The organism is Paenibacillus sp. NPDC056933, assembly GCF_042674385.1.
GTDB lineage: Bacteria > Bacillota > Bacilli > Paenibacillales > Paenibacillaceae > Paenibacillus.
This window is the reverse complement of sequence record NZ_JBHUQN010000002.1, coordinates 1,127,663-1,153,893: the sequence shown is the minus strand read 5'-3', so window position 1 is coordinate 1,153,893 and position 26,231 is coordinate 1,127,663. Positions and strand designations below refer to the sequence as shown.

At 48.7% G+C, this 26,231-nt stretch carries 26 protein-coding genes and 1 other annotated feature; of the genes, 20 read left to right on the top strand and 6 right to left on the bottom strand.

Annotated elements, in window-relative coordinates:
• Positions 1–7: 7 nt before the first annotated feature.
• A complete protein-coding gene (gene nirD, locus ACFTRD_RS20125; protein ID WP_192269142.1) occupies positions 8–334 on the bottom strand; it encodes a nitrite reductase small subunit NirD in 327 nt (108 codons plus the stop codon).
• Positions 335–407: 73 nt separating this feature from the next.
• Entirely contained in the window at positions 408–2,837 is a 2,430-nt protein-coding gene (gene nirB / locus ACFTRD_RS20120; protein WP_379382998.1) for a nitrite reductase large subunit NirB, read from the bottom strand.
• Positions 2,838–3,158: 321 nt separating this feature from the next.
• On the opposite strand from nirB, the gene ACFTRD_RS20115 reads away from it, so the two are divergent.
• The gene (locus tag ACFTRD_RS20115; protein WP_379382996.1) at positions 3,159–3,866 is read left to right on the top strand and encodes a metal-dependent hydrolase; all 708 of its coding nucleotides are present in this window, start codon (positions 3,159–3,161) and stop codon (positions 3,864–3,866) included.
• 86 nt (positions 3,867–3,952) lie between these two features.
• Here ACFTRD_RS20115 and ACFTRD_RS20110 read toward each other — a convergent pair whose 3' ends face one another.
• The 3 genes from ACFTRD_RS20110 to ACFTRD_RS20100 form a co-directional block, all read right to left on the bottom strand.
• Complete coding sequence (locus ACFTRD_RS20110; RefSeq protein ID WP_379382995.1) at positions 3,953–4,081, bottom strand: hypothetical protein; 129 nt, start codon at positions 4,079–4,081, stop codon at positions 3,953–3,955.
• A gap of 24 nt (positions 4,082–4,105) precedes the next feature.
• Entirely contained in the window at positions 4,106–4,375 is a 270-nt protein-coding gene (locus ACFTRD_RS20105; protein WP_379382993.1) for a hypothetical protein, read from the bottom strand.
• A 250-nt stretch (positions 4,376–4,625) separates the two neighbouring features.
• Positions 4,626–5,699 (bottom strand): M42 family metallopeptidase, encoded by a 1,074-nt coding sequence (locus ACFTRD_RS20100; RefSeq protein WP_379382992.1) that lies wholly within the window; start codon positions 5,697–5,699, stop codon positions 4,626–4,628.
• Positions 5,700–6,290: 591 nt separating this feature from the next.
• Between ACFTRD_RS20100 and spoVAC the strand changes: the two genes are divergently transcribed.
• From spoVAC to leuS, 17 genes are all read left to right on the top strand, one after another.
• Positions 6,291–6,794, top strand: coding sequence for a stage V sporulation protein AC (gene spoVAC / locus ACFTRD_RS20095; protein ID WP_379382990.1), 504 nt, complete (start codon positions 6,291–6,293; stop codon positions 6,792–6,794).
• The gene (gene spoVAD / locus ACFTRD_RS20090; protein ID WP_379382988.1) at positions 6,791–7,807 is read left to right on the top strand and encodes a stage V sporulation protein AD; all 1,017 of its coding nucleotides are present in this window, start codon (positions 6,791–6,793) and stop codon (positions 7,805–7,807) included. The genes spoVAC and spoVAD overlap by 4 nt, the downstream gene beginning before the upstream one ends.
• Before the next feature lie 4 nt (positions 7,808–7,811).
• Positions 7,812–8,162 (top strand): stage V sporulation protein AE, encoded by a 351-nt coding sequence (gene spoVAE / locus ACFTRD_RS20085; RefSeq protein WP_053781314.1) that lies wholly within the window; start codon positions 7,812–7,814, stop codon positions 8,160–8,162.
• A 206-nt stretch (positions 8,163–8,368) separates the two neighbouring features.
• Positions 8,369–9,325, top strand: a complete 957-nt coding sequence (locus tag ACFTRD_RS20080) for an AAA family ATPase (RefSeq protein ID WP_379382985.1) — start codon at positions 8,369–8,371, stop codon at positions 9,323–9,325.
• A 3-nt stretch (positions 9,326–9,328) separates the two neighbouring features.
• Entirely contained in the window at positions 9,329–10,576 is a 1,248-nt protein-coding gene (locus ACFTRD_RS20075) for a DUF58 domain-containing protein (RefSeq protein WP_379382983.1), read from the top strand.
• The gene (locus tag ACFTRD_RS20070) at positions 10,573–12,786 is read left to right on the top strand and encodes a DUF4129 domain-containing transglutaminase family protein (RefSeq protein WP_379382981.1); all 2,214 of its coding nucleotides are present in this window, start codon (positions 10,573–10,575) and stop codon (positions 12,784–12,786) included. Before ACFTRD_RS20075 ends, ACFTRD_RS20070 begins: the two co-directional genes overlap by 4 nt.
• 109 nt (positions 12,787–12,895) lie before the next feature.
• Positions 12,896–13,423 (top strand): YqeG family HAD IIIA-type phosphatase, encoded by a 528-nt coding sequence (locus tag ACFTRD_RS20065; RefSeq protein WP_192269116.1) that lies wholly within the window; start codon positions 12,896–12,898, stop codon positions 13,421–13,423.
• On the top strand, positions 13,420–14,547 hold the full coding sequence (gene yqeH / locus ACFTRD_RS20060; RefSeq protein ID WP_379382978.1) for a ribosome biogenesis GTPase YqeH: 1,128 nt from the start codon (positions 13,420–13,422) through the stop codon (positions 14,545–14,547). The genes ACFTRD_RS20065 and yqeH overlap by 4 nt, the downstream gene beginning before the upstream one ends.
• A 41-nt stretch (positions 14,548–14,588) precedes the next feature.
• Positions 14,589–15,452, top strand: a complete 864-nt coding sequence (gene aroE / locus ACFTRD_RS20055; RefSeq protein WP_379382976.1) for a shikimate dehydrogenase — start codon at positions 14,589–14,591, stop codon at positions 15,450–15,452.
• Positions 15,453–15,769: 317 nt separating this feature from the next.
• The gene (gene yhbY / locus ACFTRD_RS20050; RefSeq protein WP_062328768.1) at positions 15,770–16,063 is read left to right on the top strand and encodes a ribosome assembly RNA-binding protein YhbY; all 294 of its coding nucleotides are present in this window, start codon (positions 15,770–15,772) and stop codon (positions 16,061–16,063) included.
• A gap of 15 nt (positions 16,064–16,078) precedes the next feature.
• Complete coding sequence (locus tag ACFTRD_RS20045) at positions 16,079–16,669, top strand: nicotinate-nucleotide adenylyltransferase (RefSeq protein WP_192269108.1); 591 nt, start codon at positions 16,079–16,081, stop codon at positions 16,667–16,669.
• On the top strand, positions 16,653–17,219 hold the full coding sequence (gene yqeK / locus ACFTRD_RS20040) for a bis(5'-nucleosyl)-tetraphosphatase (symmetrical) YqeK (protein ID WP_379382973.1): 567 nt from the start codon (positions 16,653–16,655) through the stop codon (positions 17,217–17,219). Before ACFTRD_RS20045 ends, yqeK begins: the two co-directional genes overlap by 17 nt.
• A 17-nt stretch (positions 17,220–17,236) precedes the next feature.
• A complete protein-coding gene (rsfS, locus tag ACFTRD_RS20035; RefSeq protein ID WP_192269103.1) occupies positions 17,237–17,584 on the top strand; it encodes a ribosome silencing factor in 348 nt (115 codons plus the stop codon).
• On the top strand, positions 17,581–18,486 hold the full coding sequence (locus ACFTRD_RS20030) for a CvfB family protein (protein ID WP_379382971.1): 906 nt from the start codon (positions 17,581–17,583) through the stop codon (positions 18,484–18,486). Before rsfS ends, ACFTRD_RS20030 begins: the two co-directional genes overlap by 4 nt.
• A 119-nt stretch (positions 18,487–18,605) precedes the next feature.
• Entirely contained in the window at positions 18,606–19,403 is a 798-nt protein-coding gene (locus ACFTRD_RS20025; protein WP_379382969.1) for a class I SAM-dependent DNA methyltransferase, read from the top strand.
• 670 nt (positions 19,404–20,073) lie between these two features.
• Entirely contained in the window at positions 20,074–21,030 is a 957-nt protein-coding gene (locus ACFTRD_RS20020) for a phosphotransferase family protein (RefSeq protein WP_379382967.1), read from the top strand.
• 95 nt (positions 21,031–21,125) lie between these two features.
• Positions 21,126–21,393 (top strand) — a binding site (T-box leader).
• A gap of 71 nt (positions 21,394–21,464) precedes the next feature.
• Entirely contained in the window at positions 21,465–23,909 is a 2,445-nt protein-coding gene (gene leuS / locus ACFTRD_RS20015) for a leucine--tRNA ligase (RefSeq protein ID WP_379382965.1), read from the top strand.
• Here the strand turns inward: leuS and comER are convergent.
• Positions 23,890–24,735 carry a late competence protein ComER gene (gene comER / locus ACFTRD_RS20010; protein WP_379382963.1) on the bottom strand — a complete coding sequence of 282 codons (846 nt, stop codon included), beginning with the start codon at positions 24,733–24,735 and terminating at the stop codon, positions 23,890–23,892. The genes leuS and comER overlap by 20 nt on opposite strands.
• A 183-nt stretch (positions 24,736–24,918) precedes the next feature.
• On the opposite strand from comER, the gene ACFTRD_RS20005 reads away from it, so the two are divergent.
• Both ACFTRD_RS20005 and ACFTRD_RS20000 read left to right on the top strand, forming a co-directional pair.
• On the top strand, positions 24,919–25,512 hold the full coding sequence (locus ACFTRD_RS20005) for a ComEA family DNA-binding protein (RefSeq protein ID WP_379382961.1): 594 nt from the start codon (positions 24,919–24,921) through the stop codon (positions 25,510–25,512).
• 125 nt (positions 25,513–25,637) lie between these two features.
• Complete coding sequence (locus ACFTRD_RS20000; protein WP_379382959.1) at positions 25,638–26,159, top strand: deoxycytidylate deaminase; 522 nt, start codon at positions 25,638–25,640, stop codon at positions 26,157–26,159.
• Positions 26,160–26,231: the final 72 nt, after the last annotated feature.

Below are 26,231 nucleotides of genomic sequence, written 5' to 3'. Positions count from 1 at the left end.
TATATAGCTATATAGCGATCCAAACCTGCCCGTTCTCGATTTTCACAGGATACATCCGCACTTGGCCCTGATCGGGGGCCTGCACAAGACCTGTGTTCAGATCGATTTTCCAATCATACAGTGGATCGTACAGATCATACCCGGAGACCATCCCTTCTGCCAGCGGTCCACCTTTGGGATGGGGACTACGATTTTCTGCGGCGAAGATGGTGCCATCAGAGGTCCGAAATACGGCCAGTGATTGGCCTTTGACCTCAACCACTCTGCCAATCTGCGGCAGGAATTCTTCAATCTCTCCGGCAGGATAATAGATGGCAGATTGCTGTGTTGTCATATGAACAACTCCTTCATTTTCAAATTACCTTACAGAATCAATAAAGATAGCTCATAATGGCCGAGAAAGGGGACTATGGTCGAGCTGACACTTCTATGCCATGGAATAGTTTGTTCTGGCCTTCCTCGTTACGCAGTGCTTTTTTCCAAGGGTCTTCCACTTGCTCAAGAGCGAATTCGATTCGTTCCATAAGTGCCTTGCGCTCTTTCACATCATCGACAACAACGGCTCGAATCTGCTCTAGACCCAGACGTTCCACCCATTCGGAAGTCCGCTCCAGGTAATTGGCTGTCTCCCGATAATGCTGCATGATCGCTCCGCAAAGCTCAACTAATTCTTCATCAGTCTTCACCTTGCACAGGGAGTCAGCGAGTCTGGCCTTGATGCCACCGTTACCGCCAATAAATATTTCCCAGCCGCCGTCATTACCTACGATACCGATATCTTTCGTACACGACTCCGCACAGTTACGAGGACAACCGTTTACGGCATATTTGAACTTGGCAGGCAGATCCAGACGTTCGAACTTGCGCTCGAGCAGAGCGCCCATCGCCATGGAATCCTGTGTGCCGAAGCGGCAAAATTGTGATCCGACGCATGTTTTGACCGTTCTCAGCGACTTGGCGTATGCGTAGCCTGAAGGCATATCCAGCTCAGCCCACACGTTGGGCAGATCTTCTTTTTTGACTCCAATCAGGTCCAGACGCTGACCTCCTGTTACTTTGACGGCTTTTACATCGTATTTGACCGAAATGTCAGCAATGCGTTTCAAGTCTTCCGGTGTTGTGACCCCGCCATACATGCGCGGTACAACGGTATATGTGCCATCTTTTTGAATATTGGCGTTCATGCGTTCGTTGACAAAACGGGATTCCTTTTCATCCACATGGGTATCTGGTGCAATCATGCCAAGGTAATAGTTAATGGCCGGGCGGCATTTGGAACATCCTTCGGGCTGGCTCCATCCCAGGACATGCATGACCTCTTTGGTCGTTTGCAATCCTTTTTGTCTAATCTCGGCTACGATTTCATCCCGGCTGAGGGAGGTGCAACCGCAGATTCCCTGTTTGGCACCTGTTGTGAAGCTGTCTCCAAGCACATATTGCAAAATTTGTTCAACAACCGGTTTACAGCCGCCGCAGGAGCGGGTTGCACCCGTACAGGCTTTAATTTCGTCTACGCTGGTTAATCCTTGATTCGTAATGGCATCGACAATGGTTCCTTTGGTTACCCCGTTACATCCGCAGACAATTTCGTCTTCTGCCATGGTTTCCACGGAGGCAGCCTTTTTGTGCCCGCCACAGCCTGTACCCATCAGTGAAGCATACAATTCATCGGTCATTTCGGCTTGTTGTTTGATCAATTTCTGTAATTCGGCAGAATCCGTAATGTCACCAAAGAGTACGGCACCAACTAAGATATTATTCCGAAGCAGAATTTTTTTGTACGTGCGTTTCCAGTCATCCTTATGAGCAATGACCGTATGTTCGGGACTGTCGATGAATTCACCGGTCGAAAAGACGTCCACGCCCGAAATTTTCAATTTGGTGGATACAACAGAACCTTCATAAGGAGCGGTCTCCACGCCGCATATATGTTTGGCCAGAATCATGCCTTGTTCAAATAGTGGGGCCACGAGGCCGTAACATACACCGCGATGTTCAGTACATTCCCCGACGGAATACACGTTATCCAGTGAAGTTTGCATATAGTCGTTTACCACAATGCCCCGGTTCACTTCCATGCCGCTTTCACGAGCTACATCCGTGTTGGGTTTGATGCCTACGGCCATAACAACAAAATCGGTGTTCAGCACGGAGTCATCGGCAAAACGAATACCTTCTACCCGTTCGCCACCAAGAAGCTCTGCGGTTTGTGCACCCATCTTGAACCGGATGCCCTGACGTTCTAGTTCGGCTTTTAACATCGCGGACGCCTGCGGATCAAGCTGGCGCTCCATCAGATCCTGCATCAAATGCACAACTGTGACTTCCATCCCGAGCTGTACCAGCCCTTTGGCAGCTTCCAGACCTAGAAGCCCGCCCCCAATGACAGCCGCTTTTTTGTATTGTTTCGCAGCTTCCAGCATGACGTTACAATCGGCTATATCCCTGAACCCAACAACCCCTTGTTTGTCATGACCGGGTACGGGAAGAATGAAGGAACTGGAGCCGGTTGCGATGATGATTTTGTCGTAAGGGAAGCGTTCGCCTTCTGCAGTAACGACTTCATGGGTCTCGGAATCAATCCTTGTTACAGTTGTACCCGTATGGAGGGTAATACCATAATCCTCATACCAATGCAGATCATTGAGCACAATATCATCAATTGTTTTGCTGCCTTCCAGCACATAGGACAGCATAATCCGGTTGTAATTTGGATAGGGTTCAGTACCAAAGACCGTAATGTCGAACCGTGAGCTCAATTTTAAAATTTGTTCAACTGTACTGATGCCTGCCATACCGTTACCGATGATAACCAATTTTTCCTTATTTCCGTTCATGTGTGTATGCCTCCTTGAATGGACACTTTACATTACCATCATTTTTAGTGATTTATATTTGAATCATACCGTTCATTGGTGACATTAAATGTGACTAATTTCACTAATTACGATAGAGGCGTCACAAATTTAAAAGTGTGATCCCCGTCACGGAATCTTTTTTTCTTCTTTATGAACCCCAATGCAACTAAGAGTGAATGGATACAGGTTAAGAAATAACAAAATGAGAAATGCGAACTATTGTTCTTGTTTTCTTTTCGTTGTAATATCGGAAGTGGGCCGATTATGTTCCCTATTTCGTCGAAAGGAAGTTTTTGCACCATGATGGGAAGATCCCACCTGATTATCGGCACAGGCGTATCGCTGTCTGTTCTTCAATTGGTCGGCATACCAGTGACTGCACCGGCAATTACGGTTGCCTTGATCGGTTCGCTGCTGCCGGACATCGATGAGCCTAATTCGCTGCTGGTATCGAAGGCACTGCCGAACAGCCTGATCAGGCTGTTACAGATGATCCTTTTGCCTACAGCCGTGTTTGTGTATTTCTACGTTCAGGCCAAACCCTGGAATCTGCTGCTTGCGGTTCTGATTGCGATGGTATCATTTCTACCGTCCCGTTCGCTGCGCAAAGTACTGATGTTTGCGATTGGATTGGGACTCGTCATCTATGGTCATGCATTCGCACCCTGGAATCTGATCGCGGGCAGTTTGTTAATGCTGTGTACGACGTTAACCCACAGGGGGTTAACACATACCCTTTATGGAACGGCCGTATGGGCTGGATTGCTCTACAGCACTACGAATCATCAGGGACCAGAGATTTGGGTAGCTGGAGGTACGGCATACGCCATGCACTTATTGGCCGATTCATTGACGAATCGCGGGATTCGTCCTTTGCCACCGCTTAAGTGGCGTATACGTGTGAATCTGATGAGTACAGGAACCAAACACGGGGCCGTTGTGGAAAATGTCTGTATTGTGCTTACTCTCATTTTGGCCTGGTTTGCATTCTCACCGTTATTTCTGTAACCCAAAAAACGTCAGTCCTTAACTCCGGACTGGCGTTTTCCTGTATATCTTCTTTGAGATCACGACGCATGCAATCGGATGGCGGCTTAGGTCGTTGTAGGCTTGGTAGGCGTAGAAGAGAGTCCTTCAATATCCGTGGAGCCAAATACGAATAACATGACAAGGATGACTATAATTATCAGTTCGGCGAAGCCAGTTCCGTCAAAGTCAGACATTATCCCTACCTCATTTCATGATATCTAGGAATTCATTTTTTGCTGAAATGCTTTCATAACATCATCCAACGTCATATCCCCATTCTGGTTCAGAAATTCCACCAGTTTATCTGTATTGGTTGGTGTGAGATTTTGCAGTGTTTTGTATTTTCCGGTTAAACCGACAACCAATGTTGCTTCTCGAAATAACGTTACATTATCCACTCTTAATTTCCCGCTCACCAGCAAGGCCGCGACGATAATTTCCAGGTTCTTTCCTTTAAGGTTGCCGTTGAGAAGGGTGTTGGGCAGCATTTGTTTTGGTGGAACCTTTATTCGATTTTCCGTTCCCTCTCATTGCCATAACAGGTCCCCCACTGCTTGTTGTTTAGTTCATCTACCGTTGTTATATCTTATGAATCTTTTCTATATATGTTCTAGCTATTAAACTAGTTGCAGAAAAAAAGAGACGTCCTGCTGAAGTCAGAACATCTCTTGGAGTATTCATTTAGAAGGGGGGAGCAATGAAGCTCACGTCATTCAAGATCCTCTCCTGAATCCATCCTTACGCGTTTTCGATAATCGTATTCAGTGTGGTCTGATCCAGACCCTTCACCAGTTTCACGAGCAGCTCTTTGGCTGCATCATAGTCATCCGTGTGAATGATGGAAGAAGAGGTATGAATGTAACGGGCACAGATCCCAATTACCGTTGAAGGTACACCAATACCACTCATATGAACCGCTCCGGCATCCGTACCGCCGGGAGAGATGAAATATTGCATTTTGATCTGATTGGAAGAAGCGGTATCTTGAACATATTCCACGATGCCACGATGGGTGAACATGCCCGGGTCGAAGATTCGCAGCAAAGCGCCTTGACCGATATGTCCGAAAGATTGCTTGTCTCCGGTCATATCGTTCGCCGCACTGCAATCCAGTGCAAAGAAGATATCCGGCTCAATCAGATTGGCAGCAGTGCGTGCACCGCGGAGTCCCAATTCCTCTTGGACCGTTGCACCGCAGTAGAGCGTATTTGGCAATGTTTCCTTGTGTAGTGCTTCAACTAACTCAAGTGCAAGTCCTACCCCGTAACGGTTATCCCAGGCCTTCGCCATAATTTTCTTCGGATTGGCCATCGGTGTGAATTCACAGATCGGTACGATCTGCATACCGGGGTGAATGCCCCAAGACTCTGCTTCTGCACGGTTATCCGCGCCAATATCCAAGTACATATGGCTAAGGTCAACCGGTTTATTGCGTTGGGATTCATCCAGCAAGTGTGTAGGTGTTGAACCGACAACCCCTGTAATCCGGCGATCCGGAGTGATGATCTGAAGACGCTGGGACAGTACAGCCTGACTCCACCATCCACCGAGTGGACGGAATCTGATCATGCCTGTTTCCGTAATGCCTGTAGTCATGAAGCCAACTTCATCGAAGTGACCCGCAACCATAACTTTGGGACCGGACTGCTCGCCCCGGAGTACTCCAAAAAGGCTGCCCAAGCGATCTTGGACAAATTCATCCGTATAAGGAGACATTTGCTCCTTCATCCATCCGCGAAGCTCGCGTTCAAACCCGGAAACGGAAGGGAATTCCGTCAACGTGCGAAACATTTCCATCGTTTTTTGATTCATGTGTCGACAACTCCTCTGCTTGTATGTAGATCGGTCTCAGCAGAACGGCTGCCGGACGGTTGTTCTTCGGAATGAGAAGAACGATTTATTTAACCACTGGTCACACTATAGTATGAACCTTGCGCTAGTAATTGTCCATGGTTATGTCACGTATCTAAGGCATGAGAGGTTCCTCTTCATATCATTTTCTCCACGTCCCAAAATCCGCACAATTCATTGTCCCAAAGCAGTTGTATTGAATATGCATATAGTGAGGAAGTGTCTGCTTACCCTGCATTATTTCACTTGCCTGACAACAGGAGGGAGTTGGGAAACAAATGAGGCCGCCCGATGAAGGCAATGAAACCATCCTTTGTATTGTTCTTTTTATTTTGCTCGTGATTGTTCTGCTTTATTTATAAATGAATCAGAGTTCTGAACCGGCTGTGTAACTCATCTGGATTCGGCTACTTCATGGAGCTGGAAACAAATGCTGTCATTCGCCGGATACATAACCTTCCCAACATTAACAAACAATGAATATAGGGTTACACACAGTACAAGTCGTCATTAGCTGTTGACTCATTTTGATTTCAAGGGAGGTTCTTAATCTTGCCAGCTCAAGAGAAGTCAGGTAGTGGGAAAAAATCTGCATCCCTGTCCATCAGCGAACAGGAATATAAAAAAGTCGCCAAAAAACATGAGCCTGCCCGTCCAATCTGGGCAAATTGTATCAAAGCTTTCTTCGTTGGCGGGTTCGTGTGCGTCATTGGACAGGCGATCCAGGAAGCTTTTATGGCCGGGTTCCATATGACTTCCAAGGAAGCGGCCAGTCCAACCGTTGCGGTTATGATCCTCATTTCGGTTATACTGACCTGCCTTGGGGTCTACGATAAAATTGCCCAATGGGCCGGGGCAGGAACAGCCGTACCGGTTACCGGATTTGCCAACTCGATGTGTTCGGCCGCGCTGGAGCATCGCGCTGAGGGATTGGTGCTGGGTGTGGGGGCCAACATGTTTAAACTCGCCGGCTCAGTTATCGTTTTTGGTGTAGTGGCAGCGTTTATTGTAGGCATCGTCTACGCCTGTCTTGGATTCGGAGGTGGGCATCTATGAAACGAATCGGCCGTCAATCCTGGCAGTTTGAGAATCGTCCGCGCATTATCGGCAGAGCAACTGTAGTCGGTCCCGATGAAGGACAAGGTCCCCTGGCATCCGATTTCGACTACGTGTACGATAACCTGGAGTTAGGGGAGAAAACCTGGGAAAAGGCAGAGCGCAAGCTGCTTGAACAGGCGACTCAAATGGCATTAATCAATGCGAATATTACAAAGGAAGAGCTTCAGTTTTTTGTCGGAGGGGATCTGATGAACCAGATTATCAGCAGTTCATTTTCGGCTCGTAAACTGGGCGTTCCTTATCTCGGCGTCTTTGGTGCCTGTTCCACTTCCATGGAGACACTGGCTCTGGCTTCCCTCATTGTGGATTCTGGTGGCGGAGACTATGTACTCGCTGGCACGGTCAGTCATAACTGTACGGTGGAGAAGCAGTTCCGTTACCCCACGGAATATGGCTCTCAGAAACCGCCTTATGCCCAGTATACCGTAACTGGCTCAGGGTGCGGCGTGGTATCCCGAACAGGTGATGGCCCTGTTGTGACCCGTGCAACCATTGGCAGAGTCATGGATCTGGGCATCAAGGACCCGTTTAACATGGGGGCAGCCATGGCTCCAGCGGCGGCGGACACCATTGTTTCCCATTTTCGTGATACAGGGCTTGAACCCGGATATTACGATCTCATTGTTACGGGGGATCTTGCCTCGGTTGGATTACCGATCGTTAAGGAGCTTTTGCACAAAGAGGGCATACCAATGGAACAGACCGTGTTCAATGACTGCGGCCTGATGATTTATGACCTGGAGAAGCAGCCTCAGGTTGTGGCTGGAGGAAGCGGCTGCGGTTGTTCGGCGAGCGTGACTTATGGTCACATCCTGAACCGGATGCAAAAAGGTGAGCTCAAGAAGGTGCTCGTCGTTGCTACCGGTGCGTTGTTATCTCCGCTTTCATACCAGCAGGGCGAGAGCATTCCTTGTATTGCTCATGCTGTAGCCATAGAAAAGGAGGGGTAAAGGAATGCAGTTTTTATGGGCATTTATTGTTGGTGGGTTGATATGTGTCGTGGGACAGCTGCTGATGGATGGTGTCAAACTGACTCCTGCTCACACAATGAGTACACTTGTTGTTGCCGGTGCTGTGGCAGATGCGTTTGGCCTGTATGATCCACTTGTCAAATTTGCAGGTGCGGGGGCATCCATCCCCATTACCAGTTTTGGTAACTCCCTCGTGCACGGGGCATTGACGGAACTGGAGAAAGAAGGCTGGATCGGGGTCATTACCGGAATATTTGACCTGACTGCCGCCGGGATTTCGTCAGCGATTATTTTTTCGTTTCTCGCGGCATTGGTCGTTCGACCCAAAGGGTAATCAGGCGTGCAGGGGCAGCCGTTATATTAGTAGTCAGCAGAGGCTTCGGATAACTTCTATCCGGGCCTCTTTTTGTCGTAATCATGCGAGAACTGCGGTGAATCTGACGGCTGGAAACAAATTGTGAGTCCCTTCGAGTGTACTCGCGACCGTGGATCATGTACAATAAAAGGAAATCTGTATGCTTTTTTAGGAGGTTAGACCACATGCCTGTGCGCAAAGAGTCGATCCAAATCATTTCAGCTGTTCGTTCTAATTTAGAATCATGCATAATGGGGAAATCCTTTGAAATTCAACTTTTGCTCACAGCTTTGCTTGCAGGCGGACACGTTCTAATTGAAGACGTACCGGGAACAGGCAAGACGCAATTGGTTAAAGCATTATCCAAGTCCATGCGTGGTGAGTACCGTCGTATTCAATGTAATCCTGATATCTTACCAAGTGACATTACGGGAGTTTCCGTGTTCCACCCGCGTGATGAGCGATTTTACTTCCGTCCGGGTCCGGTCATGACCAACATTTTGCTGGCAGACGAGATTAACCGGGCCACAACGAAAACGCAGTCCGCATTGCTGGAAGTCATGGAGGAGCGCAGTGTAACCGTAGACGGCGATACGTATGATCTGCCCCATCCATTTATGCTCTGCGCAACCCAGAATCCAATCGATTTTGAAGGTACGTATACATTGCCGGAAGCGCAGCTCGACCGGTTCATGTTGAAAATAAGTCTGGGTTATCCAGACAAGGATATCGAGAAAACGCTTTTGAAACAGCATCAGTCGGGTCAGCCTGTTGACCGGCTTGAATCCGTAACCCATATGGATCAGATTTCTGCGATTCAGCAGGAGATCAAGGAAGTGTTCATCGGCGATCCGGTGATGGATTATTTGCTTGATGTGGTTCGCCAAACTCGCTCCCACCCATCCGTATTGCTGGGCGCCAGCCCGCGGGCAGCCATTTCATTCATGATGGCCGTGAAGGCTTTTGCCTTTTTGCAGGAACGTGATTACGTGCTTCCGGATGACGTGAAAACGATGGCGCCTTACGTTATCTCCCATCGGATCGTGTTGCGTCCCGAATCGAGACTGGACAGCATGAGCTCTGAAGCCGTACTGAATTCCGTTCTTCAGCAGGTTCGTGTGCCCGTCTCCATGGGACAATAATTGATGAAGCCGCTTTTGAGTACAGTCAGAAGGGGAATCCGCCACCCCCGCGTTTGGAGCATCGCGGCGGTGTGGATGTGCTGTTTGGCTTATGTTTTGTTCCAGGGTGGGAAGACCTCCCTGATGCTGCTGTCCATGGTGACCCTGCTTTGTCTTTATCTGGCGATTGCCGGGTTTGGCGGAGTAAGGCGTGTCCAAGGCGTGCGCAAGCTCTCTTCCGGTCAGGATCATGAAGAATTGCTGCATGCAGGTGACCAGGTACAGGTGCAATTAAGTCTGAACATTCCGGGATTTTTGCCACTTCCTTATGTCGTAGTGCGAGAAATGCTGCATCGGCATAACGGCGAATCCTGGTCTTTCAAAGAAAGCCTGATCCCGAACATGCGAGGGTATGGGAATTTATCGTTTCAAACCCCACCGCTGGAGCGGGGGAAGTATGTCTTTTCAGAGACGGAATGTGCCAGCGAAGACATCTTTGGACTGATCGAACATCGAGGAACATTCAAGGCCAAAGGAGAGTTTCGGGTGTTGCCGCGAACGGTATTTATTCCATACTGGCAGCTGTATGACCGCAAATCACGGTTATCCGGTCCGCAGACGGCTCTAACCCGCTCGCGAAGGGAAACGACCCAGATCAATGGCGTGCGTGATTATGTGTACGGAGACCGTCTTTCCCGCATCCACTGGAACGCTACTGCGAAGACGGGAGCGTGGAAGTCCAAGGAATTTGAACATGAGTCTGTGCCGAAAACGATTCTGGTGCTTGATGCGCTTGCAGGCAGCTATGAACATGGAGAGACCTTTGAACTGGCTGTATCCACGGCTGCTTCCCTGCTGGAGTATGGCTCAAGAGAACGAATGGGTATGGGACTGCTGACACTGTCGGAGAATACAGCATTTTTTGCACCAAGCGAAAGCCTGCTGGAACGGCAAAAGATGATGCATCATCTGGTGGATATCCAATATAACGGCCAGGACAATCGGCTGCTGCCAGGTGTGGAGAAAATGATGCGCCAGCTGCCTCAGGGCGCTTATTTTGTAGTGATTTCTCCCCAGAAGGATGAAAAGGTATTGGAACTGCTGCGATGGGCGGATACGCGGGGGATGACCCCGTGCCATATTCTGACGGACACCAGTGAATCCCGCCGGAGTGCTGAATGGAATGCCATGCTGCGCGGAAGAGGAACCAGATCCTTCACGGTTTCCCATCTACAGGAGCTTCCAACGGTTATGGGGGGAGGTAGTGTATGAGTACTAAAGGCAAAGAGCTGGCAGCGGGAAAAAGATCCTGGTATCATGCAGCTTCGTTGCTATGGATATTCCTGATTGGGATGCAGTGGATTTCATTTACACAGGAAACCTGGTATACCGAAACAACTTCATTGGTGCTATGGACGCTTGCAGCGGTCAGTTTACTGGAAATTATACTCCCCTTCAAAATGATGATTCGAACCATAATCAAGGCTGTTGTCATTGGTTATATTTTGCATAAGACATTAATCGATTACGCGGTTTACATTCCTTACGGCACATTAATGGAGCGTACAGAGCAGTTTATACTGCACCTGACTCCATACATCTGGTTCTCCCTGTGTGCATGGGTGATGCTTGAAGCAGCCCTTCGTCTGGTGACCACAACACCACGCATTCTCGTTTTCCTGGGCATTAACATTACTTCGATGGGAATTCTTGACTCCTTCACCCAGGTTCCACTCTGGATTGAAATCGCATGGGTGATGTTTGCGGGAATGGGATGGCTGGTATGCCAGCACTTCCGTAATTTCCAACTGCAATATCCACAAGGGTGGAAGCGAATTATCCGATATCCTTATAAAATTCTGGCCAACATTGCCATCATATTTTCTTTGATTATCGTAGCCAGTGTGAACATGCCGGAAATTCCTCCAACCTTGACTGACCCGTATACCGCATGGCGTAATTATACCGGAAGTTCGGCAAGTCAGGCGGGCAACGGAACACTGGACATTCCGGCAGCGACCGAGTCGGGATACAGCAGGGAAGACAATAAGCTGGGCGGAGGATTTAACTTTGACTATACACCTGTCATGTCCGTCACTACCAATGAGCGCAGCTACTGGCGCGGTGAGACGCGTGCCGAATATACAGGAACAGGTTGGGATGATCGGGGACGAAGTGGGACAGAGGATGTTGAGGCAGGACAGGCTCTGAAGAATGACGAATCCGGCAATGTGGATACCAAGCAAGTCACTCAAAAAATAACCATGTTGAATGACAATGTGTATCCAATCCTCTTCGGAGCCTATTCCATTGCTGAAGTCACTTCAGTCAATGGAGAGGCCAATTCGGACCGGATGTTATGGAATCCGGAGCAGGCAGAGCTGCATGTCGTAACAGACCGTCAGCAACCGCAATATCCGAAGACATATACGCTCGTATCCGAAGCTCCAGTCATTGTGGAAGACGAACTCCGGACAAAGTCTTTTGATGATCTGTATTCGAGCAATCCGGCAGATGATATGTACCTGCAGCTCCCATCCCGATTCCCTGATCGGGTGACGGACCTGGCCACCGAAATTACAGCATCCGCAAATACACCGTATGAAAAAGTGGCATTACTGCAAAACTATTTACAACAAAATTTTGATTACACGAACAATCCGGATTTATCCCGAAAAGTAAGCAGTGACTTTGTTGAAGGGTTTTTATTTGACATTCGTGAAGGGTATTGTGATTACTTCTCGACTGCGCTGGTGATGATGGCGCGCTCCGAGGGCATTCCCGCCCGCTGGGTGAAAGGTTATGCGCCTGGTCAGCTGTCGCTGAATTCTGATATGCAGGCTCCGCGCCAACCAGGAGCCGAGATCGAGACGACCTACACCGTTACGAATGCAGATGCGCATTCCTGGGCTGAAGTTTATTTTGGCGAGTATGGCTGGATTCCGGTGGAAGCGACGCCGGGCTTTGACATGCCGCTGCTCACGGAACAACCGGATGTACAACCCGTAGATGAGCCTGAAGAACAACCTGAAGAGGAACCGGTACAAGAAGAAGAGCCGACTCCTTCACCTGAAAAGGCTGCATCCAGCATCCCGGCTTTTGTGATCTGGGCTGCGGGAGCCATCATCGTATTGTGGGTTGCTTACATGTTCTGGCGTAATCGTTTCTCGCTTCGATTCTTTGTGCTTCGTCTTCGGACAGGCGGTCCGCTTACTCCTGAACAAAAGGTAGTGGCGGAGACCGAGCGCTGGATTCGTTATGCGAGACGGAAAGGGCTAACCCGGAGCGGGGACGAAACACTTCGTGAATCGGTAACCCGCTGGAGCCAGGCAAAACCGGCTGCAGCAGCGACTTTTCATGAACTTCTCGCGAAGTTTGAACAGACTCGCTATAGTCCAGCGTCTGTAACAGCAGATGACTGGAAAGCAGTCTACCAGACAGCTTCGAAGCTGCGTAAGGAACTCAAAGCGGAACGGGCATAGATGTCGCCTGTCCCGTTTTTCCTTTTTTCCCATCCCATCAGGGCTGTATGCATTTTCAGGAAAGACGGATTTGTGATATAGTGTGTCGTATGAAACTGAGGTGACTTCTTTGTTTGAAATGTTAATGCCCAAGCTGCGTGTAGACACGGTTTTTGACATTAATCTGGAAGAGCTATACGCTCAAGGCTACCGTGGAATTATAACTGATCTGGACAATACACTCGTTGGGGCCAAAGCCCCTGACGCTACGCCCGAACTGATCGAGTGGTTCGCACGTGTGAAAGAGGCTGGTTTCCAGCTCATGATTGTGTCCAATAACAATTTGAATCGTGTATCCCTGTTTGCGACGCCACTGGATATCCAGTTTGTGCATAGTGCACGCAAACCATCGAATGTTCCGTTTCGTAGAGCAATGAAAATGATGGAGTTAACTCCAGAAAAAACGATTGTAGTAGGCGATCAGATGCTTACGGATGTCTTTGGAGGTAATCGACTGGGACTCTATACGGTTCTGGTGTTGCCGATTTCCATTGGAGATGAAGGCTTCATGACCCGCTTCAATCGGCGCGTGGAACGGATTGCTCTAACGAGTTTGCGCAAGAAAGGCTTATGGCTTGAGGAGGAAAATAAGAAATGACAGAACCGCATAACGGCAATATTGCCGTAAGATGCAGCGGATGCGGCGTGCATCTGCAAACGGAAAACCCTGAATTACCAGGCTTCATCCCCGAGAAAGCGCTGGATCGTGAACCGGTCATTTGCCAGCGTTGTTTCCGTATCAAAAATTACAATGAGTCATCATCCGTTACAGTGGATCAGGACGAATTCCTGGCCCTGCTGAGCAAAATCGGGGATAAGGATGCACTTGTCATCCATATCGTTGATCTGTTTGACTTTGATGGCAGTATCATCTCCGGTTTGCAGCGTTTCGTAGGTAACAATCCAGTATTGCTTGCCGTGAACAAAACGGACCTGCTCCCCAAAGTAACCAACTGGAACAAGGTTCGTAACTGGGTGCAGAAGCAGGCCAAAGAACAAGGTTTGCGTACGGTGGATGTCGTTCTATGCAGCGCAAAGCAAAATCAGGGCTTCGACCGACTGCTTGAGCTAGTCGGGACGTATCGCGGAGATCGTGACGTATATGTGGTTGGAGGTACTAATGTGGGCAAATCCACATTGATTAACCGTCTGATCCGTGACTACAGCGATCTGGAGCAGGAACTTACGACCTCCCGTTATCCGGGAACGACGCTGGATATGGTTAATATTCCGCTGGATGATGGAAAAGCTATTATTGATACGCCGGGTATTGTATACCCATGGCGTTTCAGCGAGATTGTATCCCGGAAGGATCTGGCTGCCATTATGCCGGAAAAACCGCTTAAACCTGCCGTTTATCAATTGAATTCTGGTCAGACGCTGTTCTTTGGCGGCATGGCTCGTTTTGACTTTGTGGAAGGGGATCGTCAGTCCTTCACTTGTTTTATCAGCACTGCGCTTGATATTCACCGGACGAAGCTGGAACGTGCAGACGACTTGTATCGTGACCATCTGGGTGAATTGTTGTCTCCACCGACGCGTGAAGATGCAGCGGACATGCCTGAATGGACAAGACATGAATTCCGTATCAAACGTGGCAGTCAGTCGGATATATTCATTTCCGGTCTGGGCTGGATTAAGGTTAACGGTGAGAATGGGGCGCTTGTTGCAGTTCATGCTCCAAAAGGTATTCGTGTACTGATCCGTCCTTCCTTGATCTAATGTAATCTTAGAAGCATGTTCATCAGATCGGAGGCGGAAGTATGTCAGAACAAAAAAATGCCAATCCCTCACTTCCTGTCTTGCTCGGTGTAATGGGCGATCCCATTGCGCACTCCAAATCGCCTGCAATGCATAATGCGGCTCTTCAGGCTGCAGGAGTGAACGGAATGTATATGCCATTGCATGTTCGTCCCGAGCAGCTGGAATCAGCCATTCGAGGTATCGTGGCGCTGGGATACCGTGGTGTGAATGTAACTATTCCTCACAAAGAACAGGTTATGCAGTATCTGGATGTGATTGATGAAAGTGCACGCCTGATTGGAGCGGTGAACACTATTGTCAATGAAGAGGGCAAGCTGACAGGGTATAATACGGATGGTATTGGTTATGTGCGTTCTTTGAAGGAAGAAGCTGTTCCGGAACTTGCGGGCAAGCGTATCGCTGTTCTTGGGGCAGGAGGTGCAGCAAGAGGCGTGATATATGCGCTTGCTTTGGAGAAGCCTGAACAGATTAGTATTCTTAACCGCACAGCCGACAGAGCTGTTGACCTTGCTTCCGATCTTCGAGCTCATGGACTGGGTGACATCACAGGCAGTGGCATGGAAGAAGCCGCTGAGGTGTTGGCATCGGCTGATATTGTCATTAATACAACAGCCGCAGGCATGCATCCGCATGTAGATGACGTACCTGTTGATCCTGCACTCATTCGAGCAGATGCAGCAGTGAGTGACCTCATCTACAATCCGCTGGAAACACGCCTGCTTCGCGAGGCAAGGCAGCGTGGATGCACCGTGCATGGTGGTCTGGGCATGTTTATATACCAGGGCGCCGTAGCATTCGAACACTGGCTCGGCATTCCGGCTCCCGTGGAGACGATGAGACGAGCGGTGTTAAACAGTTTTTAATATTGTAAAATGAAATCAAGATTACACGATGACGAAGAGTGCAGAACCAATCAGAAGAAACGAAGTGCTCGCCTCAAAGCTTTCTGTAGGAAAGCTGCTTCGGAAGCATAAGCTATCACCGGATTTCCCCTTTATAAAAATGAAATGAAGAAATCTGGGGATAACAGCGATCGTAAGATGGTACTGCAATCGTAGTCACACTGTGTAAACTTTGTTAGTTCGTTTTATGAATGTGAAAATATAATTGAACGGTCAAGCCCCGGACAGACATTGTGCTGTTGCTGAGGTTTGCTCACCATAAGGAGTATGGAGTATTCATGTTAAACGGTAAACAAAAGCGCTTTTTGCGTTCACAAGCACATCATCTGACCCCTGTATTTCAAATTGGTAAAGGGGGCACTAATGAGCATCTGTTCCGTCATATCGAAGATGCAATCGAGAAGCGTGAATTGATGAAAGTACAAGTGCTGAACAACTGTCTGGATGACAAAAACGAGATTGCTGAAGAGGTTGCCCGTGAAACAGGCAGCGAGCTGGTGCAAATCATCGGAAGTACCATCATTTTGTACAAAGAATCGCGTGACAACAAACAAATCGAACTACCTAGGTAAGGGAGAGTGACGCGGGTGAAGATCGGCATCATGGGTGGCACGTTTGATCCGATCCACATGGGGCACCTGCTGGCAGCGGAAGCAGCAAGGGATTCACATGCACTGGATGCGATCTGGTTCATGCCTTCCCATGTTCCACCTCACAAACGCGGAGCCGGAGCATCGGGACAGCAGCGTCTCGATATGACGGAAGCTGCGGTGAAGGAAGTGCAGCAATATGAGGTGCTTGCCATTGAGATGGAGCTTGGTGGTGTGTCTTATACCATTGATACGATGAAGGAGCTGTGGCGCCGCTATCCCGAGCATGAATTCTACTTCATTGTCGGGGCGGATATGGTGAACTATCTTCCCAAATGGGAACAGATCGAAGAACTCGCCGAAGGCTTAACCTTCATCGGTGTGGGGCGGCCGGGATTCCAGTTACATCTGGATGACCTTCCGGATGCGTTACAGGATCGGGTCCTGCTGGCTGAGATGCCCCTGGTGGATATATCATCCACAGCAGTACGCAGACGTCTTGCCAAGGGGCATTCCGTGCGCTTCATGATTCCCGATGCGGTTCATCAATACATTGTAAGGAGCGGTTTATATGGAACTAAGCCGTGAGGAACTGATCCGAGCTGTTTCCGGGCAAATGCCGGAGAAGCGCTGGAAGCACACTTTGGGTGTCATGGAGTCGGCCGTTATGCTGGCTAACCAATACGGTGCTGATCCTGTAAAAGCAGATCTGGCAGCCATATTGCATGATGTGGCCAAGTATTGGCCCGTAACCGAGATGGAAACTGTCATTCGTGACAATGGATTGAACGAAGAACTTTTGCAGCATGACAAGCAGCTCTGGCATTCCGAAGTGGGTGCCTTTGTTGCACAGCGTGATTACGGCATTACTGATGCCGAGATTATTAATGCCATTCGCTGGCATACCTCGGGTCGGGTGGGCATGAGCCTGCTGGATAAAGTGGTATGTCTGGCGGATTATATTGAACCGGGAAGAGACTTCCCGGGGGTAGATCATATTCGCGAACAGGCTGGGCATAGTCTGGAAGAAGGTTTAATTGCCGGTTTTGACTCGACGATCAGCTTGCTGATCTCACAGCGCCGTGTTATTTATCCTTTGACCATGTTGTCGCGAAATGACTTGATTGCACATTTATAGATTAGGGAGGTTGGTTCATGACAGTATCATCGAAGGAACTTATGAATATGGCGGTTGCTGCCGCTGACGATAAAAAGGCATCCAACATTGTGGCACTGGATCTGGTTGGTATCTCGCTGGTAGCAGACTATTTTGTTATCTGTCACGGGAATTCCGATACACAGGTACAGGCGATTGCAACGGAAATTCGCAAACAGGCTCATGCAGCCGGCGTGAATATCAAAGGCATTGAGGGCATGGATTCTGCCCGTTGGGTATTGATGGATATGGGAGATGTCGTTGTTCATATCTTCCACCGCGACGAGCGGGAATACTATAACATTGAGCGCCTGTGGTCTGACGCCAAAGTGGTGGAAACGGTATGAGTTTGATCGCTGGAACAGTCGTCAACCTGCCGGTTTCACGTGAGGTGCCTCCGTTTGGCTACTTTTTGACGACAGGATCGGAAGATGTACTGCTCCACTATACGGAACTCACACGGGACGTTAAAATTGGAGAAACGCTGGAGGTATTTCTGTTCTTTGACACAGAAGACCGTTTGGCAGCAACCATGAAAAAACCGTATCTCACACTCGGCGAAATGGGACGACTGGTTGTGGCGGATATTCATCCACGCCTCGGATGTTTCCTTGAGATGGGGCTTGGGCGGCAATTGCTGCTCCCGATTCGTGAATTGCCTGAATTGGAAGAGTTGCGTCCCCATGTGGGCGATGAAGTTTTTGTTATTATGGAGCATGACAAGCAAGGACGTCTGCGGGCGAAATTGGCTGGGGAACGTGAGCTTGCGCCATTGTCCTTCCATGCGCCAACCTCTTGGGTGAACGAATGGGTTGAAGCTATAGTGTACAAGCCGCTGCAGATGGGTACTTTTGTACTCGTGGAAGGCGGAGTGCTTGGTTTTGGTGCCATTGGCATGATCCATTCCTCGGAACGGAGCCGCCTGCTTCGTCTCGGTGAAAAAGTGAAATGCCGGGTGACACTGGTGCGTGAAGACGGTCGTGTCAATCTGGCAATGTCTCCTCTCAAAGAGGTGGGTCGCAACGAAGATGCAGACAAGCTGCTCGCTTTCATGAAAGAACGCCCTACAGGTGGCATGCCTTATTCGGATGCAACCCCGCCGGATATCATCAAGCAGCGATTTGGTATCAGCAAATCCGCTTTTAAGCGTGCATTGGGCAAACTGATGAAGGATGGTCTGGTGACGCAGAAGGAAAGCTGGACCTATCTAACAGAGTCTGCACCGCAGGATCAGAGCGAAGACAAGTAAGCAACAGGTATCAGGTATCATGGATCAAGAATAAACTTGAATCCACAAGTAAAGCAGGGCAAGGCTGGGTGAACTCCGGACGCCCCTGCTTTTTCTTTTGTTCAGATGGGGATTGGAAAATGAAAATTGAAAGTGCGGTGCCTGACATGTCTTACCGGAAATTTGCTTATGTTTACGATGAATTAATGGAGGATATGCCTTATCCGGATTGGATAAGGTTTGCGAGAACAGCTTGGGAACGGCATGGCATGCCGAAAAGTGTGGCTGAACTCGGCTGCGGAACGGGCTCAATTACGATCCCGCTGGTGAACTCCGGCTTCGAAGTTACAGGTATTGACCTGTCAGCAGACATGCTGTCTGTCGCACGCAGTAAAATGGAGGCTACGCCTCAAGGTCACCGCTTGTATCGGGAAGGCAGTGTTCGCTGGGTGCAGCAGGACATGCGAGACTGGAGAGTACCGGAGCCCGTGGACTCGGTTATATCGTTCTGTGATTGTGTCAATTATCTGCTTGAAAAAGAGGACGTCGTTCGTACATTCCAGCGTACATACGAGATGCTGAAGCCGGAGGGCACGTTCCTGTTCGATGTGCATCATCCGAACACACTTATTCGATACGAAGAGGAGCAGCCTTTTGTATTGGATGAACGATCCGTATCGTATATTTGGACCTGTGATATGGATCATGATCGGTGTGAGATTGAGCATCATCTGAGTATATTTTCACGAGTGGCTGAGAGCGGCAAGGATATGTACCAACGGTTTGAAGAGGTTCATGTTCAGCGTGCGTATGATCCGGACTGGATGAAGCTGGAGCTGACAAAGGCTGGTTTCCGAGATGTCCGTGTATATGCTGATTTTGAGTGGAAAGAGGCAAAAGAAGGCGCACAGCGTCTGTTCTATGTAGCCGTGAAATAGAATGAAGATGTAGAACTGTCCTTATAATGCATAAGGGCAGTTTTTCTTATGTATTTTGAATCTCTGCTTACAGCGTTAACACTGTAAGAAAAATAAAAGTTTTTTGTAACAATGGGTATTGTCAGTCTAGGTAAATGGAAGCCATAATAGTTGAATGGAAAGAGTTCTCTAAAATGTATCCTCAAACCTAGGCCTAAACGGGCAAGCAAACGATCAAGATACCGTCAAAGCAGGTTAGCCCTTCTCCTTGAGGTCCTTCGTATCAGCGCTATCTGTGGTCATGTTCCTAGTTACGAAGGGTTTAACTTTGACGCAGAGGGTGGAGCGCTAACGAATCTGAGACGTCTTATTTAGGGGGTTGAAGCTCCTTCCGAAAGCTAAGGAACCTGAGACACGTTATAACAAAATTAGGGTCCTTTTGTAGCGTTTTTTAAAAGGTTTTTAGAAAATAACGCGTCTGGAGTTCCTTACGATTGAAAAGGAAGGTCTGGTGGCCAAATAGGACATCCTCGGTTCCTTAGAAAAACGTTTGGCCACTTGCTAGGATAAGTTATGGGTACTTCAAGGCTTTTTGGAAGCGGGCAGCCATACTGGGTTTGCCATATTTGAGTTTGAAGATTACGCCCTGGTAAAATTAATCCGAAAATTAAAAGTTCAGGTGAGGTGCAAAATGGAAAGTACATACAAAACGAGGCTGACTGCCGACCAGCTAGACAAGATTGTGAAGCATCACTTTAACACCGTTATCAAAGCTTATAAGGAAATGGTCGACGGCTGGGCAAACCACGCTTACTTTATTACACTGAATGACGGACAGAAGGTAGTACTCAAAATAGCTCCTTCTAATGGCATTAAGCTGATGCGCTGTGAGCAGCATGTCATGGTTGCTGAGGTAGAGGCACTTCGACTCGCGGAAAAGCTTCAGGATGTACCCGTTCCCCGGGTATTGGCCTATGATCCTTCCCTGAGCCTGGTGCCGGCCGAATATTTTATTATGGAATATATGCCTGGAACGCCCTATAACAAAGTCAAGGATCAATACCGTGTGGATGAACAGGAATCTATTGAGCAGCAGCTGGGTGCATACAACCGCCGAATGAATGAGATTAAAGGCGAGAAGTTTGGTTACTTTTCCGTAAAGAAACCGAAGTATGCCACATGGAAAGAAGCTTTTCTAAGCCTGATGGATGACATGCTTGCAGATGGCAAAGAAGCGGGTGTGGAATTGTCGATTCGTTATGAAGAATTGGAGCGTTTGATTCAGGAGAAATCGGATGTGCTGGATGATGTCAAAGAGCCTGTGCTTGTGCATTGGGATTTGTGGGATGGAAATGTATTTGTGGAGGCGGGAAAAATCACGGCCATAATCGACTTCGAACGTTCTCTCTGGGCAGATCCTCTCATGGAGCACTATTTCAGTCATTTTAATAATACACCGGGATTCCTCAAAGGCTATGGAAGAGCAGCTACAACAAATAGCGAACGAAAAAGAAGAAGTTTATATGATCTGTACTTTGATCTGGCGCTGAGAATCGAGTGTCCGTATCGTCAATATGATAACAAGGAACACATTCAGTGGACGATTGATAACCTAGAAGAAGGAATTAAGCGATTCCAGTCGTCATGATGTGTAAACTGATGAATAGCGCCATTTATAGGCAAAAGACAGTGTAATATTGACTTTAATGCTGTTTTTTTATATAATGGTCCCGATATTGTATACATATTTCGATGATAAGGATCAGTAGTGAGTCCTGTACATGACAGAGAGCCGGCGGTTGGTGCAAGTCGGTTGACAGTATTTCACGAACTCGCCTTGGAGAAATGCGGTGATTACACCATCCTGTGACCGACCGGAGCAACACTCGGGTTCAGGAATGGAAATCCGCATCGGTTAACCGCCGTTACAGGTCCAAAGGGAGTGGATGACGAAGAACGTTCGTCCGCTAACTAGGGTGGTACCACGGGAATTCAACCTCTCGTCCCTAGCGCTGCAAACGCTACGGGATGCTGAGGTTTTTTTGTTGCAATAAAAGTGAATAACCAGAGGAGGAACAATAGATGAGTGAGAATCAACAGCCAAAACACGGCTATCAGCCACAAGTCATGGAGAAAAGCTGGCAGCAGTACTGGGATGCGAATAAAACGTTTAAAACGGGTGAGGACCCGGCTAAACCGAAGTTTTATGCATTGGATATGTTTCCATATCCATCCGGTTCCGGTCTGCACGTAGGTCACCCGGAAGGGTACACGGCAACGGATATCGTTTCACGCTTCAAACGTATGAGAGGATACAATGTGTTGCATCCGATGGGTTGGGACGCCTTTGGTTTGCCTGCCGAGCAGCACGCCCTGGATACGGGCGAACATCCGCGAGAGATTACATTCCGCAACATTGACAATTTCCGTCGTCAAATCAAATCCCTCGGATTCTCGTATGACTGGGATCGGGAGATCAGCACGACTGACCCAGACTACTACAAATGGACGCAATGGATCTTCATCCAGCTGTACAATAAAGGCCTGGCTTATGTAGATGAAGTACCTGTTAACTGGTGCGAGGCTTTGGGTACAGTCCTGGCGAATGAAGAGGTTATCGACGGCAAGAGTGAGCGCGGTGGACATCCGGTCGTTCGTAAACCGATGCGCCAATGGGTATTGAGAATTACGGAATATGCAGAACGTTTGCTGGAAGACCTGGAAGAGCTGGACTGGTCGGAAAGCATCAAGGATATGCAGCGCAACTGGATCGGCAAATCGACCGGGGCGGAAGTTACTTTTTCCATTGAGGGTCATGAAGAAGTGATCAAAGTGTTTACGACACGTGCAGATACGTTGTTCGGCGCAAGTTATGCTGTATTGGCACCTGAGCATGAGCTGGTGGAAGTCATTACAACGGCAGAACAGCATGAAGCAGTCAAAGCATATCAGGAACAGGCTTCTCGCAAGAGCGATCTGGAACGCACCGATTTGGCTAAAGATAAAACGGGTGTGTTTACAGGAACTTATGCAATCAATCCGGTAAACGGAGCGAAGGTGCCTATCTGGATTGCCGATTATGTACTGGCTGGCTATGGCACAGGGGCGATCATGGCCGTTCCGGGACATGATGCTCGTGACTGGGAATTTGCAAAACAGTTTGGTCTGGACATCATCGAGGTGGTACAGGGTGGCGACGTGACACAAGAAGCGTATTCCGGAGACGGACCGCATGTGAACTCCGATTTCCTGAACGGATTGAACAACGAAGAAGCGATTGCGAAGATGATTGCCTGGTTGGAAGAGAACGGCAAGGGACAAGGCAAAACAACGTACCGTCTGCGCGATTGGTTGTTCAGCCGTCAGCGTTATTGGGGTGAGCCAATCCCGATTCTGCATCTGGAAGATGGGACGATGAAGACAGTGCCGGAGGATCAACTTCCTTTGCTGCTGCCTGATATCGATCAGATCAAACCTTCGGGTACTGGAGAGTCGCCACTGGCAAACGTTACGGAATGGGTTAATACGGTAGATCCGGAAACGGGAATGAAAGCACGCCGTGAGACAAACACGATGCCGCAATGGGCGGGCAGCTGCTGGTATTACCTGCGCTTTATCGATCCGCACAATGACAAGGAACTGATCTCTCAAGAGAAACAGCAGCAGTGGCTGCCAGTTGATCTGTACATTGGGGGAGCAGAGCATGCGGTGCTTCACTTGCTGTACGCTCGTTTCTGGCATAAAGTGCTGTATGATCTGGGTGTGGTGCATACCAAAGAGCCTTTCCACAAACTGGTGAATCAAGGTATGATCCTCGGAACCAATAATGAGAAAATGAGTAAATCCCGTGGTAATGTCATTAACCCGGATGAGATCGTCAATGAATTTGGTGCAGATACATTGCGTTTGTATGAAATGTTCATGGGACCATTGGAAGCGACAAAACCGTGGAACGCTAACGGGGTTGAAGGCATGCACCGCTTCCTGTCACGTGTATGGCGTCTGTTCATCAATGAAGATACAGGTGCGGTCAATGACAAGATTACAGCAGATGGTGGTACGGATGAGTTCAAGCGGACTGCACACAAAACGATTAAAAAGGTTACCGATGATCTGGAACATTTGCGCTTCAACACAGCCATCAGTCAGCTGATGATCTTCATCAACGATGCGTACAAAGCAGATACGCTGCCGCGTGAAGCCATGGAGAATTTTGTACAGCTGTTGTCACCGCTGGCACCACATATGGCGGAGGAACTGTGGAGCCGTCTCGGTCATGAAGGTGGAATCTCTTACGTAGCTTGGCCTGAGTATGACGAGTCCATGACAGTGGATGCAGAAGTCGAAATTGTTGTTCAGGTGAATGGCAAAATTGTAACCCGTGCTACGATCGCGAAGGATCTGGATGCACAGGGCATGCAGGACTTTACGATGGAACTGGCACCTGTGAAACAGGCACTGGAAGGCAAGACCATTCGCAAGGTCATTGCCGTTCCAGGCAAACTCGTTAATATTGTTGCCGGTTAATCTCACCGGCTTTGAATAGTTCATCCAGCTTCAACAAATCTTCATCATATTTGTCATGCGTCGTATGGATCAGGTTGTCAAAAACACCATTCAGACTAACCTTCAGCAGGGCAAGTGCCTGTGCGGTGATGCCGCCAGGTACAGCCACACGAGCTTGAAGCTCTTGCGGGCTGTATCCGCCTTCGGTGAGCAGCTTGCCTGTTCCCAGAAGCATTTCGCCAGCAAGAGCGCAGGCATCAGCTCGTTTGATACCTGTTAGCTTGACGGCACTTTCAATCCATTGCTCCAGAAAGAACGATATGAATGCAGGTCCGCAGCTGGAGAAGTCGGATGTGATTCGGGTACAAGCTTCATCCACTTGAAAGGGTCTACCGATATGACTTAGCAGCCCCTCCAGTACAGCGCGGTCTTGGGTGGTCATTCGTTCACCGTGTATACACAGGGATGCTCCGCTGCCGACCTGGTGCGTAACACTCGGGATAACTTTGGAGACTTTGCAAGGAAGTGAAGATTCCAGATGTCGCAGCTGCACGGGACTGGTGATCGAGACGACCATATGATTGGGATTTACGACAGGCAGGATGTCGTCGATAACATGTTTGAATTCAAGTGGCTTCACGCACAGGAAGATGATATTGCTTCGGATGACGGTTTCCCGGTTGCTCTGTGATTCATGCAGACCAGGGTAACGGAGGGATAGCTGCCGTACTTTGGAAGGTGTTCGATTGCTTGCGCTGATCTGCCGAGGCTCGAGTGCACCGGATTGAATCAAGGCATAGATCAGCAGGCTGCCCATGCTGCCGGTTCCGATAAATCCAACCTTCATTGTTCAGGCCTCCTTTCATGCTTTACGGTAATGGCGCAATTCTTTCCCTCTAGTGTATGCGTCAGGACCTGTGTGACATGACATGAAAAATGTACTGCTTGGTCTATAAGGCAAGTCCAACGGTTCGGAAGCACCGCCCGTGTTCAGAATAGATTATTTTGAATTAGGGAGAGGTGTGGAAGGATGAGATGGAATAAGGGGCTGACCATTGCTGCTGCGGTGGTTGGAAGCATACTGATATTATGGTCGGGCAAAAGTGAACAGCCACCTTCTGGCTGGGAACCTATACAGCTCGCCGCCGAGAAGCCGACGATAGAGCAGCAAACCGCTGCTGTACAGTCGGCTACTTCGGTTCAGAAACAAACGAACAGCACAGCCGATACAAACCAGCAACAGTCACCAGCAGCTGCGACTTCCGTAGAGCAAAATCAGGTTGATGCTGCAATGGGGAAAGAGGCTGATCAGGCCGTTGCAAGCAACCCAACGAATGCTTCTACTGCGGGGACAGAGGTGATATCGGATGCATCCGCCGCTCCGCATGACAATAATCAAGCATTAGTGAGCAGTGAAGCTACAGACAATGGCAAAATTGATGTCAATACTGCACCTGCTGCCAAGCTCATGGAACTTCCCGGAATTGGGGAGAAAAAGGCACAAGCTATTATTGACTATCGTAATTCGCATGGACCTTTTACCAAAGTCAGCGATCTGACCAAAGTGAAAGGAATCGGTATGAAGATGCTGGAGAAAATGGCTCCTTATGTGCAGATCAGATAATAATAAATATGATGATAGAAGTTGAACTTGAAAATGACATAACCGCAATCGGAAGGTTTTCTGTACGCAGGGAGTCTAGATGTTCATTTTTAATTCAGCTTGTATCGGACGGGAGGGAAACGGACATGAGTACTGCAGACGTACGCAAAGACTGGGATACGTATTTTATGGACATCGCCTATATGGTCTCAACCCGTTCCCGCTGTTCACGCCGTCATGTTGGCGCCGTGCTAGTCCAGGGGAAAAAGCTGCTTGGAACAGCTTACAACGGTGCACCCATGGGAGTTCCGGATTGCTCTGAAGCAGGATGCATGATCTCCGAAGAGTATGAACTCGTGGTAACCGACGGTCAGGAGGAAATGGTCAAAAAGCAGCGCTGCATTCGAACCATTCATGCAGAGCAAAATCTCCTTTTGTTCACGGACCGGATTGACCGCGAAGGCTCTTCTGTATATGTAACGGATGAACCTTGCTGGACTTGCTCCAATATGCTTGCAAATAGCGGCATTACAGAAATTGTCTTTCATCGCCCATATCCCAAGGATACAGGCAAGGTCACCAATATGATGAAGCAAAAAGGCATCACGTTCCGCAGACTGGAAAGTTATCAGCCTCCCCGTGAGACGATGATGACGGTAAGTGACTAGAACACTCAACATAATATTAAAATTCGCGGGGAAGAACCTCCGGTTGCTGTCACAGCTGCCGGGGGTTTTTCT

Excerpts from the sequence above, each read along its gene's own strand:
- nirD (WP_192269142.1), bottom strand. The coding sequence starts at position 334 with ATGACAACACAGCAATCTGCCATCTATTATCCTGCCGGAGAGATTGAA.
- nirB (WP_379382998.1), bottom strand. The coding sequence starts at position 2,837 with ATGAACGGAAATAAGGAAAAATTGGTTATCATCGGTAACGGTATGGCA.
- ACFTRD_RS20115 (WP_379382996.1), top strand. The coding sequence starts at position 3,159 with ATGATGGGAAGATCCCACCTGATTATCGGCACAGGCGTATCGCTGTCT.
- ACFTRD_RS20110 (WP_379382995.1), bottom strand. The coding sequence starts at position 4,081 with ATGTCTGACTTTGACGGAACTGGCTTCGCCGAACTGATAATTATAGTC.
- ACFTRD_RS20105 (WP_379382993.1), bottom strand. The coding sequence starts at position 4,375 with ATGCTGCCCAACACCCTTCTCAACGGCAACCTTAAAGGAAAGAACCTG.
- ACFTRD_RS20100 (WP_379382992.1), bottom strand. The coding sequence starts at position 5,699 with ATGAATCAAAAAACGATGGAAATGTTTCGCACGTTGACGGAATTCCCT.
- spoVAD (WP_379382988.1), top strand. The coding sequence starts at position 6,791 with ATGAAACGAATCGGCCGTCAATCCTGGCAGTTTGAGAATCGTCCGCGC.
- spoVAE (WP_053781314.1), top strand. The coding sequence starts at position 7,812 with ATGCAGTTTTTATGGGCATTTATTGTTGGTGGGTTGATATGTGTCGTG.
- ACFTRD_RS20080 (WP_379382985.1), top strand. The coding sequence starts at position 8,369 with ATGCCTGTGCGCAAAGAGTCGATCCAAATCATTTCAGCTGTTCGTTCT.
- ACFTRD_RS20075 (WP_379382983.1), top strand. The coding sequence starts at position 9,329 with ATGAAGCCGCTTTTGAGTACAGTCAGAAGGGGAATCCGCCACCCCCGC.
- ACFTRD_RS20070 (WP_379382981.1), top strand. The coding sequence starts at position 10,573 with ATGAGTACTAAAGGCAAAGAGCTGGCAGCGGGAAAAAGATCCTGGTAT.
- yqeH (WP_379382978.1), top strand. The coding sequence starts at position 13,420 with ATGACAGAACCGCATAACGGCAATATTGCCGTAAGATGCAGCGGATGC.
- aroE (WP_379382976.1), top strand. The coding sequence starts at position 14,589 with ATGTCAGAACAAAAAAATGCCAATCCCTCACTTCCTGTCTTGCTCGGT.
- yhbY (WP_062328768.1), top strand. The coding sequence starts at position 15,770 with ATGTTAAACGGTAAACAAAAGCGCTTTTTGCGTTCACAAGCACATCAT.
- yqeK (WP_379382973.1), top strand. The coding sequence starts at position 16,653 with ATGGAACTAAGCCGTGAGGAACTGATCCGAGCTGTTTCCGGGCAAATG.
- rsfS (WP_192269103.1), top strand. The coding sequence starts at position 17,237 with ATGACAGTATCATCGAAGGAACTTATGAATATGGCGGTTGCTGCCGCT.
- ACFTRD_RS20030 (WP_379382971.1), top strand. The coding sequence starts at position 17,581 with ATGAGTTTGATCGCTGGAACAGTCGTCAACCTGCCGGTTTCACGTGAG.
- ACFTRD_RS20025 (WP_379382969.1), top strand. The coding sequence starts at position 18,606 with ATGAAAATTGAAAGTGCGGTGCCTGACATGTCTTACCGGAAATTTGCT.
- ACFTRD_RS20020 (WP_379382967.1), top strand. The coding sequence starts at position 20,074 with ATGGAAAGTACATACAAAACGAGGCTGACTGCCGACCAGCTAGACAAG.
- leuS (WP_379382965.1), top strand. The coding sequence starts at position 21,465 with ATGAGTGAGAATCAACAGCCAAAACACGGCTATCAGCCACAAGTCATG.
- comER (WP_379382963.1), bottom strand. The coding sequence starts at position 24,735 with ATGAAGGTTGGATTTATCGGAACCGGCAGCATGGGCAGCCTGCTGATC.
- ACFTRD_RS20005 (WP_379382961.1), top strand. The coding sequence starts at position 24,919 with ATGAGATGGAATAAGGGGCTGACCATTGCTGCTGCGGTGGTTGGAAGC.
- ACFTRD_RS20000 (WP_379382959.1), top strand. The coding sequence starts at position 25,638 with ATGAGTACTGCAGACGTACGCAAAGACTGGGATACGTATTTTATGGAC.